Annotated in this window: 11 protein-coding genes; 9 read left to right on the top strand and 2 right to left on the bottom strand. The window is 40.3% G+C overall.

The genetic code is table 11. The features are described from left to right. The 9 genes from ACFEL9_RS18865 (at window position 1) to ACFEL9_RS18825 (ending at window position 10,146) form a co-directional block, all read left to right on the top strand. A complete protein-coding gene (locus ACFEL9_RS18865; protein ID WP_385893514.1) occupies window positions 1-1,191 on the top strand; it encodes an efflux RND transporter periplasmic adaptor subunit in 1,191 nt (396 codons plus the stop codon). A gap of 92 nt (window positions 1,192-1,283) precedes the next feature. Beyond that, a complete protein-coding gene (locus ACFEL9_RS18860) occupies window positions 1,284-2,156 on the top strand; it encodes a hypothetical protein (RefSeq protein WP_385893512.1) in 873 nt (290 codons plus the stop codon). Continuing rightward, on the top strand, window positions 2,140-4,821 hold the full coding sequence (locus ACFEL9_RS18855) for a cation-translocating P-type ATPase (protein ID WP_385893511.1): 2,682 nt from the start codon (window positions 2,140-2,142) through the stop codon (window positions 4,819-4,821). Before ACFEL9_RS18860 ends, ACFEL9_RS18855 begins: the two co-directional genes overlap by 17 nt. Further along, window positions 4,811-5,359, top strand: a complete 549-nt coding sequence (locus ACFEL9_RS18850; protein ID WP_385893509.1) for an AAA family ATPase — start codon at window positions 4,811-4,813, stop codon at window positions 5,357-5,359. The genes ACFEL9_RS18855 and ACFEL9_RS18850 overlap by 11 nt, the downstream gene beginning before the upstream one ends. Window positions 5,360-5,541: 182 nt before the next feature. After that, window positions 5,542-6,369, top strand: coding sequence for a hypothetical protein (locus ACFEL9_RS18845; protein WP_385893507.1), 828 nt, complete (start codon window positions 5,542-5,544; stop codon window positions 6,367-6,369). 579 nt (window positions 6,370-6,948) lie between these two features. After that, window positions 6,949-7,431: a hypothetical protein gene (locus tag ACFEL9_RS18840; protein ID WP_385893506.1), complete on the top strand. Its 483-nt coding sequence runs from the start codon at window positions 6,949-6,951 to the stop codon at window positions 7,429-7,431. A gap of 144 nt (window positions 7,432-7,575) precedes the next feature. Next, window positions 7,576-8,346 carry an MlaE family ABC transporter permease gene (locus ACFEL9_RS18835; protein WP_276504324.1) on the top strand — a complete coding sequence of 257 codons (771 nt, stop codon included), beginning with the start codon at window positions 7,576-7,578 and terminating at the stop codon, window positions 8,344-8,346. A gap of 6 nt (window positions 8,347-8,352) precedes the next feature. Beyond that, window positions 8,353-9,129 carry an ABC transporter ATP-binding protein gene (locus tag ACFEL9_RS18830; protein WP_385893504.1) on the top strand — a complete coding sequence of 259 codons (777 nt, stop codon included), beginning with the start codon at window positions 8,353-8,355 and terminating at the stop codon, window positions 9,127-9,129. Between the two features lie 9 nt (window positions 9,130-9,138). Next, window positions 9,139-10,146, top strand: a complete 1,008-nt coding sequence (locus ACFEL9_RS18825; RefSeq protein WP_385893503.1) for an MlaD family protein — start codon at window positions 9,139-9,141, stop codon at window positions 10,144-10,146. A 238-nt stretch (window positions 10,147-10,384) separates the two neighbouring features. On the opposite strand, the gene ACFEL9_RS18820 is transcribed toward ACFEL9_RS18825, so the two are convergent. Both ACFEL9_RS18820 and nrfD read right to left on the bottom strand, forming a co-directional pair. Beyond that, window positions 10,385-11,275: a hypothetical protein gene (locus tag ACFEL9_RS18820; protein ID WP_385893501.1), complete on the bottom strand. Its 891-nt coding sequence runs from the start codon at window positions 11,273-11,275 to the stop codon at window positions 10,385-10,387. 48 nt (window positions 11,276-11,323) lie between these two features. Further along, window positions 11,324-12,694: an NrfD/PsrC family molybdoenzyme membrane anchor subunit gene (gene nrfD, locus ACFEL9_RS18815; protein ID WP_385893499.1), complete on the bottom strand. Its 1,371-nt coding sequence runs from the start codon at window positions 12,692-12,694 to the stop codon at window positions 11,324-11,326. Window positions 12,695-12,700: the final 6 nt, after the last annotated feature.

The following is a 12,700-nucleotide window of genomic DNA, read 5'->3' as shown; positions in this document are numbered from 1 at the left end:
ATGCGGATAATTTTTATAGTCATAGCATTTTCCGTTCTGTTTGCAGCATGCAAAAACAAAAAAATTGCCGCGGACCCCGACGTTTATTACACCTGTTCAATGGACCCGCAGGTAATTTCTGATAGGCCTGGCAAATGTCCGATTTGTAAAATGGAGCTTACCGCCGTCAAAAAAAATTCGGTTAAGCAAACAGACGATTTACAATTAAGTGATCAGCAAATTCAATTGGGAAATATCCAAACGGACACCATTGCATCGGCCAATATGGGGGACGATATTGTTCTGTTGGGAACCTTGAATCTGAACGGAATGAAAACAAGTTCCGTAAGTGCCAGAACAATGGGTCGGGTGGAAAAATTATATGTAAAGAATGTGGGTGATTATGTTGCTAAGGGTAGTCCGCTTTATGAACTGTACAGCGAAGAGTTAAACAATGCGAAGCAGGAGTATATACTTGCCCTGCAAAGAAGAAAGCTATTTACCGAACAATCAGTTATAGATTTTGAAACTATTATCCAGGCTGCAAGAAATAAACTACGGCTTTGGGGAATGTCGGAACAGCAGGTAAAAGATTTAGAAAATCAACAACAATCGGCTGCAACAACTACCTTTTATAGCAGCGAAAGCGGTTATGTAACAGCTGTGGATATTACTGAAGGAAGCTATATTATGGAAGGGGGAACAATCATTCAGCTTGCCGATCTTTCGACATTATGGGCGGAAGCGCAGGTATATGCAACACAACATTCGCAAATACCAAGGGGCGGCAAGGCAACGGTTCAGATTCCCGATGCCGGAGTGGAGTTGACCGGCAAAATAGAGTTTGCAAATCCTGAAATATCTCCCGACTCAAGGATTAACCTCGTACGAATCACGGTTCCCAACCAGGGGAATAAATTAAAACCCGGTATGCCAGTCTATGTTCGTGTCAATACTTCCAATAAATATGGCTTAAGCTTACCGACAGATGCTGTTATCAGGGAGCGTAAGGGTGCGACAGTATGGCTAAAGACAGGTGATAACACGTTTCGAAGTCAAATGGTGACTACTGGTATTGAAAGCGATGGTATAGTTGAAATCACGCAGGGATTAAAGCAAGGTGATATCGTGGTAGTAAGCGGGGCTTATTTATTACATAGTGAATTTATTTTTAAACGTGGCACGGACCCAATGGCGGGACATAGCCATTAACAACCATGTTCTTTCTTTTATGAGATACATAAATGATATAGATCTTTCGCCCAAACCGGGTAAAACGTACTGCCTACTTTAAAAAATGATTCATGAAAAAAAATCAAACAGGTATATCGATCACAAAAGCTTCCGGTGAGATAGCGCCTTTCTCCCCGGTGAAGCTGCAGCGTTCACTGCTTCGTTCAGGAGCTTCAGATGAGCAGGTTCAACATATTCTCCAAAAAATTGAAGGCTGGCTATATCCCGGTATTTCCACTAAAAAGATTTATCAATATGCTTTCAAACTTTTACGAAAACAATCAAAGCCGTTGGCAGCCCGCTATAAACTGAAGAAAGCGATTATGGAACTAGGGCCATCGGGATTCCCCTTTGAAAAATATATAGCGGCTATTTTAGCGCAACAGGGTTATCAAACAAAAACTGGCATCACCCTGGAAGGAAATTGCGTAAAACATGAGGTGGATATAATTGCTGAAATGGGCAGTCATCACTTTATGATCGAATGCAAATATCATAACCGGTCAGGAATGATTTGCGATGTGAAAATCCCCCTTTATATCCATTCCCGCTTTAAAGACGTAGAAGCAAGCTGGGTAAAATTGCCGGGGCATGAAATGAAGTTTCACCAGGGATGGGTGGTTACCAATACAAGATTTACAACTGATGCCATTCAATACGGCACCTGTATAGGACTGCACCTGTTGGGATGGAATTATCCGCAAAAAAACAGTTTGAATGAACAAATTGAGCGGTTGGGATTATACCCGCTGACCTGCCTTACCACCCTGTCAAAAAAAGAGAAGCAAAATCTTCTCGAAAAAAACATTGTCTTATGCCGGGAGATAGGTGAAAACCCCGTTCTGCTAAAACAGGCAGGCGTGAGCGAAAAAAGTATTACAGGCATACTGGAGGAAGCAGAGCAGCTATGCCGTAAAATGTTGAGCCATGAAGCACATTCCTAACGATTTCATATTTCATGCTACAACAATAGAGGAAGCAGCCGTATTACTTAATAGCAATATAGAACATGGTTTAACCATCGGAAATGCGAATGAACGCCTTGAGCAGTTTGGCAGAAATGCAATTACTGAAACTAAATCTATTACCCCATTTCAAATACTTGTCAATCAATTCAAGAATCCTATTGTTTTTTTACTATTGTTTGCCGCGGGGATGTCCTTCTGGTTTAAGGACCTTTTAGACGCTATTGCCATTTTACTCGTTGTCCTTATCAACGCTGTCATAGGGTTCTACATGGAGTTTAGAGCCAGACAATCTATGCTCGCATTAAAAAGGCTTTCCTCCGTTCCCGCAAAAGTGCTGCGGGACGGAAAGCTATGTGAGATTAATTCGGAAGAGATAGTACCGGGAGATGTGACCTTCGTTGAAGCTGGCGATGTAATCCCGGCTGATGGCAAAATAATCCGTTACACGCAATTGCTGATTGATGAATCCGCCTTAACAGGCGAATCAGTACCAGCGGAAAAAAAAATGACTGTTCTCCCCGCGCCCACTATTCTTGGAGATCGTGTTAATATGATCTTTAAAGGCACCTATGTTGCAAAAGGCAATTGTTTCGGTCTTATTTGTTCAACAGGTATGCAAACGGAATTAGGCAAGATTGCAACCCTTGTTCATTCGTCGGAGCAGGCAGCAACACCACTTGAAAAAAAACTGGAACATTTCAGTAAGAAGCTCATCAATATCACGATAGGCTTAGTCGTAGCGATCCTTTTAGCTGGTTTGCTTAATGGACAGCAAGTCATTGAAATGCTGGAAACCGCTATTGCGCTGGCTGTAGCCGCCATTCCGGAAGGCTTGCCTGTTGTAGCGACGATGGCTTTAGCGCAAGGAATGCTAAAAATGGCCCGCTACAATGTAATCGTCAAAAAACTCTCTGCAGTAGAAACACTAGGCGGTACCAATGTAATCTGCACGGATAAAACCGGGACGCTTACACAGAACAAAATGGAAGTGGTATTTGTTACCGGTCCTTCCCTAACATGGAAAAAGGATAACACTTTCATAGGAACTAAAGAGCAGCTGGGGTTAATTGCAAAATGCAGTATTTTATGTAACACAGCCGATATTCAGGTGACAACTAAAGAAGTCAAAGAAATTGGCGATCCCCTGGAAATTGCCCTGCTGAAATTTGCTATCAAAACTGGTGAAGATATTCACAGGCTTCGTAAAGACTATGCAAAAAAAAAGGAAGAGCCGTTTTCGAGTGAAACTAAAATCATGGCCACCCTTCATGAATCGGAATCCCAACTTTATGTATTTGCAAAAGGAGCAGCAGAAGAGCTATTGGTAAAATGTTCCCATGTTCACGATGGCAACATAGCTGTGTTTGATGCGGAAAAAAAGAGTAACTGGATGATGAAAGCAGAAGAGCTCTCTTCTTCTGGCCAGCGTATCATCGCAATGGCATACAGGAAATTTAACAGTATACCGCACTCTTTAACCAGTGACCTCGTTTTCCTCGGCCTTGTCGGAATGATTGATCCTCCCCGGCCTGAAGTATTATCAGCTATCTCCGACTGTAAAAAGGCCGGTATAAAAGTTGTGATGATCACCGGCGATCATCCAGCCACGGCACACTATATCGGCAATCAGTTAGGAATCTCTGCTATTGGAGAAGTGCCGGTCAACGGGAAAGAAATGAAGGAATATGAAGCGCTTACAGAAGAGGAAAAGCAACGCTGGATCAATACATCCATATTTGCCCGTGTTAATCCCAAACAAAAACTCGACCTGGTAAAAGTATTCCAGGAGAAAAATTATATAGTGGGAATGACGGGTGACGGTGTGAATGATGCGCCTGCTCTTAAAAAATCTGACATCGGTATAGCGATGGGCCAAAGAGGTACACAGGTAGCGCAGGAAGTAGCAGATATGGTATTAAAGGACGATTCATTTTCTTCGATTGTCGTAGCCATACGCCAGGGAAGGGTCATCTTCGAGAATATTAAAAAGTTTGTTACATTCCTGCTTTCCTGCAATCTGAGCGAGTTGTTTGTAATTGCCGTTGCTGCGGTTATGAACCTCCATTTTCAGTTGTTACCCTTGCAAATTCTGTTCATCAATTTAATCACGGATGTATTACCTGCGCTTGCCCTTGGTGTTACAAAAGGAGGAGCAGGTATTATGAAACTTGTTCCACGTAAATCCTCGGAGCCTATCATTAATAAGAATCGATGGAAACTGATTTTCTTTTATTCATTCAGCATTGCACTGACCAGCATAGGGGCTGTTTTATTTAATCACGGGGTATTCCACAGCAGCGAGCCATGGGACTCTATTATGTGCAATAATATACTGTTCTTTACGCTAATTATTTCCCAGCTTCTTCATGTACTCAATATGGGGAACGGAGCGTTTTTTAACAATGAAGTCATTAAAAATAAATACGTGTGGTATTCGATCGCCGGAAGCCTTTTCGTTCTTTTGGGTATTATTCAAATAACTTTTGTAAGGCATGCATTGAACATCATCCCAATGACAATGCGGGAATGGCTTATTATTCTTACTGCTTCTTTTGCATCTATGCTAATCATTCAGGTAATCAAATCTTTTCAGTTATTTGCAAAAAGCCAACCTTACAATACTACGTCTCATGAAAAATAATACTATTCACAGAAAGCAAACTAACTGGTATGTGATTACCGGCGGACCTGGTTCCGGCAAGACAACTACCATAAATATTCTAACGGCAAGGGGTTATAAGACAACAATAGAGCATGCCCGGCATTATATAGACACGCAACGTCAGAAAGGAAGAACGGTTGAGGAAACAAGAAAAAACCAGGAAGAATTTCAAATGGGGGTTCTTGAGATGCAGATTGAACAGGAAGCAAGTCTGTCCCCTGACGATATCGTTTTTTTGGACAGGGCAATTCCGGATGCGCTTGCTTATTATTATTTTTTGAACCTGCCTCCTAATCAAAAATTAATTGACGCTATAAATATATACAGGTATAAAAAAATATTCATTCTTGATTTTCTTCCATTGGTCCGGGATTACGCCAGGAGAGAGGATGAAAAGGCACAGAAAAAAATCCATGAATTGCTGATTGAAGTATATACTTCCCTGAATGTTCCTGTTCTTCATGTCCCCATTTTGCCACCGGATGAACGGGTAGATTATATTTTAGAGAACTTATAAGAATCGAAAAAACAAATATGACTGATGACATAAATTACTTTAGGATTGCGCAATCTGCTTCTGCTCTGGCGCCGGAATACCGGACTTTGGTCCTGGGGTGATGAAGATCATAAGATCTGTTGTTGCCCGTCATCTTGTTTTTAATATCTCTCCAATAGATTTGAAATTCAAAGCAAAAGCATATGAAAAAGATTCTATTGGCATTTGATGGAAGCAATTTTTCAAAAGGAGTTCTTGATTATACAAGGGTCCTAAATGAAAAAAATCCGATTTTGCTTATCGGTGCTTTTTTACCACAGGTTAATTATGTCAGTTTGTTCAGCAATTCAGCCAGCGGTATGGGCGGACCGTGGGTAGCCCCCTCTTTTGAAGGAGAAAACGCTGAAGCCATTCAAAAGAACATTGAACATTTTGAGTCTTTTTGCAGCCGAAACCAAATTGAGTTCAGAGTGCATAAAGATTTCAATGATTTCGCTTTGCCGGAATTAAAAAAAGAAACCAGGTTTGCTGATTTGCTGGTAATCAGCAGCGAAACGTTTTATGGAAATATCGAAACAATAGAACCTGACATTTATCTGAAAGAAGTATTATATAATTTAGAATGCCCGGTTGTACTCACTCCTGAAAACTTCGAGTTTCCAACCTGTAATATACTGGCCTACGATGGAAGTGAATCTTCTGTTTACGCTATTAAACAATTTGCCTATCTATTTCCTGAGCTGATTGATAATAAAACGATATTAATTTATGCGAAAGAAAAGGGAGGTGAAGAATTTCCTGATGAAGCAAACATTGAGGAACTGGCTGCCCGACATTTTAGCGATCTTACATTAACGAGGCTGGAATCAGATCCAGAAAAGTATTTTAATACCTGGCTTATGGAGCACGGGAACTCTATTTTGGTAAGTGGGGCATTTGGACGTTCAGGAATATCAAGGTTATTCCATAAGAGTTTTGTCTCAGGAATAATTAGTGATCATAAGATACCTGTTTTTATTGCCCACAAATAATATTTAATAGTTGCAATAATTTTTTCGAGCCAGCCTGATAACGTTAAGTACAAGGCATCCTTTATGAAACCATTTGTTTTGCTTATACCAAATCCGGGCAAGGCTTTTTTCCCGGAAATATCTATTCGATAAAGCACCTGTAATTTTTAATATACCTGCAATGCATGCGGTAGTGAAATAGGACTTTAATATCTCTCTTTACCAGTGAGGGGAGAAGCAAACACCCGACAAATCCGGAAAATGGCAAGCCGGTGAAATTGTAGTTATTAGATTAACCAGTTCGGATTGATACCGATAACAATGTTTGATCGAAGTAGAAAAAAATAACAATCCCAATTTATTATTGCTAACGGTGGTTAATCATCGGGAGTTCCGTTGGTCACTCATGGGCAGTTAGCAAAGTTTGCCAAAAAAAAATATATTGTTGATATACCTGGTGAAGCATAAAGAAGACAGTTGATGAGGGCTTATTTATTTAATGAGGGGGGTAATAATAAAGTGAGCTATATCAACAGGCCCGATGATCATTATCATGTTGAAATAGTGTCTTTGAAACGATATTTATAACAAACTTGAGTTATGAATCAGGCATACTTGCATTTATTGGTAGCTCACCTGCCGGTTTTCGGTTCCATAGCAGGTGCGTTTGTTTTGGCCTACGGGCTTTGGACCAAAAGTAATCATACAAAAATTGCTGCTTACACACTTTTGATAATTTCCTCTATTGGCGCAGGTATTTCATACCTGACCGGCGAAGCTGCCGAAGAGACAGTTGAGAAAATTCAAGGCATATCAAAAACTGCGATAGATCAGCATGAGGATTTTGCGGTCGTAGTGTTGGTCGCTTTAATTATACTGGGTGTTATTTCCCTGATTGGGCTTATCTTAACTTTGCGGAAGACTTCATGGATAAGATTTGTAGCATTAAGTACCCTGGTTATCTCACTTGTTAGTTTTGCTTTGGTAGCGAGGCTGGCATATTTAGGCGGGAAAATAAGACATACTGAATTTTACTCCGATAAGGCTTTGATACAGGGTGGAGAAAACAAAGCTGATGACTAAATTGGTTCAGACACCAGCACAGAAAAGGTTGATAGATTGGGTCCGGAGAGAATCTTTGAAGACAAATCATACAAATGGAGGATACAAGAAAGGGACTATGTAAATTTATACATGGTATTCCAAAACTTCAATTGTAGAAGCAATATGGCAGTAACGGAAAACCTGAAACTGTTTTTAATCGAAGCCGGTGACATCTCCCGCTTTACCACTCGTTTTTTTAAACAATGGTTTAAACCCCGCTATGAAATAGCAGAATTTATCAGGCAATGTTTTGTTATAGGTTATAAATCATTTCCACTTGTAGGGCTAACGGCCTTTATTATGGGCCTTGTATTAACGATGCAGTTGCGGCCATCGATGGAGGATTATGGAGTAGAATTTCAACTTCCGGCAATTGTAGGTATTGCGATTGTCAGGGAAATAGGGCCGGTTATAACGGCTTTAATTTTTGCCGGGAAAATCGGTAGCAGCATTGGCGCTGAACTTGGCTCCATGAAGGTAACCGAACAGATAGATGCAATGGAAGTGAGTGGTACCAACCCTTTTAAATACCTGGTAGTAACAAGAGTGTTGGCTGCTACCTTAATGCTTCCTGTGCTTATATTGTTGGGTGATGCTATTTCTTTGTATGGTTCCTGGCTCGGTGTGAATATCCGTGGAAATACCAGCTTTAATTTATTCTGGACTCAGGTATTCGATAATCTTTCATTTAATGATGTAATACCTGCCTTTGTCAAAAGTTTCTTTTTCGGTTTTGCTGTAGGTATTATCGGGTGTTATAAAGGATATAACAGCAGCAAGGGTACTGAGGGCGTAGGCCGTTCAGCAAATTCAGCTGTTGTCGTATCATCTATTATGATCTTTGTTATTGACTTACTGGCTGTGCAGATTGCCGATGTGCTGGGCTTTACTTAAACAAAAATGATCGCCGCAATAAAACAGGAAGTAAATACCGATAAGCTGTCGATGACGGAGCAGGTGTTGGTGATTCGTCATCTTTACAAGTCTTTTGGCAGTAATCATGTATTGGTTGATTTTAATCTCGAACTAAAAAAGGGGGAAAGTGTGGTGGTGTTGGGAAAATCCGGTTCAGGTAAATCAGTATTGATAAAATGCATAATCGGTTTACTACAGCCTGATAAAGGCAGCATTGAAATGTTTGGGAAAAATATACCGGAAATAAAAAATGAGGAATTAGATAAGATAAGGGCTAAAGTTGGTTTTTTATTTCAGAGCAATGCCTTGTATGATTCCATGACAGTAAGGGAAAATCTTGAATTTCCGCTACGCCGCCACTGGATAAAGGTTTCACAGGAAGAAGTAAATAAAATGGTACTGCAGGCTCTGGAGGACGTTGGCCTGGCACATACCATCAATATGATGCCGGCAGAATTATCCGGTGGCATGCGGAAAAGGATCGCATTGGCCCGTACTTTGATTTTAAAACCTGAGATCATTTTATATGATGAACCGACAACAGGTCTTGACCCGATAACAGCTAAAGAAATTATTGAACTGATGATGGAGATACAGGAAAAATATAACACCACATCGCTTATCATTTCCCATGATATGAACTGTGTTCGTACGGCAGGCGACAGGGTAGTGATATTGGTGGATGGCAGGTGTTATGCCAATGGCACCTATGAAGAATTGATACAAAACACGGATGCTAAAGTGAAACAATTTTTTGAATAAACTAAACTTATGGCAAAACGGGTTATTAGCAACATAAAATTAGGAGCGTTCGTATTAGGCGGACTATTATTCCTGGTTTTATTGCTATACATGATCGGGAAAAACAGGAATTTGTTTGGATCAACGTATATTTTAAAAGCAAGATTTGAAAATGTACAGGGACTTGTAGCGGGAAACAATATTCGTTTTTCCGGTATTCAGGCAGGTACGGTTAAAAGAATTAAAATTCTGAGTGACACTGTTATTGAAGTGACGATGATCATTGATACAAAAATGAAACCTATTATCAGGAAAAATGCAATTGCCTCTATAGGAACTGACGGCCTGGTAGGCAATAAAGTAGTGAATATTGTTCCGGCCGGGGAGCCCGGTCCATTAGCGGAAGAAGGCGATATACTGGCCTCAAAAAAAGCGGTGAATACCGATGAGATGCTGCAAACTCTCTATAAAACCAATAATGATATAGCTGTTATTGCAGACAATTTAAAAACCACGGTGCGGCAAATTAACAATAGCAGTGCCCTGTGGGCTTTGCTCAATGATAAATCAATACCGCAGGATCTGAGAATTTCACTTGCCAATATACGCCAGGCAACGGGCAAAGCCGGTAATATGGCAGATAACCTGCATGCCATTATAATGGATGTAAAAAATGGTAAAGGTTCAGTTGGTACTATTTTAACTGATACATCTTTTGCACATAACCTGAATGAAGCGATTATGAAAATAAAAGATGTGGGAGAGGAGGCTGATTCCCTGGCCAATGAAATAAGTAAAGTGGTAGCGGAAATTCGACAGGATATAAATAATGGAAAAGGCACAGTAAACGCATTATTTAAAGATTCTGCAATGGCGATGAAATTAAACGCCAGCCTTGATAACATTCAAAAAGGAACGGATGGCTTTAACCAGAATATGAAAGCATTAAAACATAATTTTCTGTTGCGGGGTTATTTCAGAAAGCAGGAAAAGCAAAAACGTAAGGAGGAAGCAAAAAGCACAGTAAAGGACAATTAATATCGGCCCCCAAAGGGGGAATATCATACCACTTTAATCCGCACCAAAATAGAATGCCAGCCCACTTTATCTTGTCTTGATACTACATCAGGCACTGACAATTGACCTATTACAGCTATTGACTTTTCAAACTAAAATTTAGCCTTATTCTTTAGATCTGTTTAGTTGTTTCAAATACCAGGTATGTCATGATTTTTGGGCACTGATACAGCGGTGAGTTATTAGCCTTGCCGGTATATTAAGAAGACGGCGTTCCTATCTTTTTTATTCTGATAATTTGGAATACCAGGTAAAAAATAGTTACCCACACCCCAATTATTATTGAATTCGCCATGAATAATAACCAAAGGGGCGTTCTGAACCTGGTTGCCCATAGTGCTCGCTGATCAAAGAAATTACTACCGGGTTTAACAACTACACCCCAGGGAACTGTTTTTTCGATCATCAGGTTTCCATATTGGTCATTGTCTTCGACTTTAGCTATCAATACAATATTTCCTTTTTGATCTCCCGGGAGACTGTCTCTTTTGAAATCAACCTTGATGCTGCCACTGGAATCTGTTGTAAAAGTGGCATCCTCATTGGCAGATAATATGCCACCAAGGCGATGAACACCGACTCTCATTTCCACTTCATTAGCCGGTAGCCATTCCCCATTCTCATACTTTTGAACCTGCACTATTATACTCCGGCCTTCTTCTTCCGAAGCTGTATCAATCAAGATTTTTGCTTTGGCAATTTCTAATTCAGTTATATCTTCTTTTCCTGCAGGAACAGCTATAAATTTATGCAAGGGGGTTTCTTCCCATATAGTTTTTAAATAAACTGGCAGAAAGGTTTTTGCTTTACCGTTTTTATCCGTTTTCACTTCCGCTATCAAATTCTCAGTTTTGTTACTGTCAAGGTATATCTGAAATACTTTATCTTTCAACGGCTCTATCTTCTTGCCGGTTTTCAATAAATTTTCGAGTAGAAGGTACTGTACACTATTGTTATCATTGAAATATTTCAACTTGACCAGTTCTTTGGCAACTACAGAATCTTCCTGTGCTGCAACTTTGCCGGCCATCATGAAACATAGGAATGGTAATAGGAGCAAAATGTATTTATTTCTTTTCATCTTTTTCATTTGAAATCTTTTAAGTCTTTTGTCAAATGAACCCCTTAACCAGGTTCATCACGCTATTTCTACCGGTCGCTGAGCACCTGAATCATTGCTTATCTCTTCTTGTTTGCCCGTCACTTCTGCATGTTGTTCGGTTATCGTTTCCTGAATGGGAATGATCGGATAAATTCTTACAAGAAAAGTAATGACTAATAATGCCCCTGCCAGGGAACCAATGGTAATAGCCCACTCTTCCCAACTGGGGAAATAATGATGATAACTGGCCGGAACATCCTGTATAGGTAAGAAGGGATGCAACAAGGTAGGTGTTACAATCAGGTAGCGTTTAAACCATGCACCCACTACTATCATGATACCTGCTATAAACATTGGTAACGGCTTTCTTCCTTTTCTGAATAATAGCATAATAACAGGGATGATCATACCCACCGCGATGGTAATCCAAAACATTGCTGCATACTCACCTGTAAACAGTCCGGCTAAATGCGTTTCTTCCGATTTTTTCATTTTGAAGGCCGGAACGATGTATTCATTAATATTGAAATACAAGTAAAGAAGAGAGAGCATAACCACAATTCTTCCCATTTTCTCAAAATGCATTTCTGTAATATATTTTTCCAGGCGGTAGTTTCTCCTGAATACATACATCGCTACTACCACCCCACCAGCTCCCACCAGGAACGCTCCTGAAATAAAGTAGGCGCCGAAGTTAGTGCTGTCCCAACCAACACGGTAGGTAGTTGCAAACAACCAGGAAGTAACGGTGTGAATACTAAAAGCAACCGGTATGATGGCTATGCAAAGTATAGTAATGGCCCGCTCACTTATTTTAAACTGCTGATCAGTTCCTTTCCAAAATGAGCCCTGGAAGCGGTATAATCTATTCAGGGCCTTACTGGATTTTTCTTTGAATTTGATCAGTATTTTAAGATCAGGTAATAACGGGAAATACAACAATAATAAACTAATGACGAAATACGTGCTGATAACTACTACATCCCACATGATGGGCGATTGAATACGACCATGTATAAACAGGTTTAGCATTCTTTCCGGACGACCCATATCTACAATGATGATAAGGGATGCGAATATAATTGCTGAAACGGCAATGATCTCCGCGATTCTTGTCAGTGGTGTAGCCCATTTTACATTCGCGAGGCGGAAGATGGCCGTGATCAGTGATCCTACCAAACTAATGGCTACAAAGAATACAAAGTTGGAAATATAGATTCCCCAGGAAACGTAATCGCCCATATTGGTTACTGCAAGGCCGTTCCTGAGCTGGCGATAATATGCAAAAGCGCCAACCAGGCATAAAAAGATGAGCAGACCCGTCCAGATCATTCCTCGTTTTCCAAATTTTTGAGGAAGCAGATCCCGGGTGATTTGTTCGCTTGATAAAAAAGATGAATTTTCCACGAGCAG

It is taken from the genome of Terrimonas alba (assembly GCF_042434975.1).
Taxonomy (GTDB): Bacteria; Bacteroidota; Bacteroidia; order Chitinophagales; family Chitinophagaceae; genus Terrimonas_B; species Terrimonas_B alba.
The sequence above is the reverse complement of the archived record's forward strand: the minus strand, read 5'-3'. Positions and strand labels throughout refer to the sequence as shown.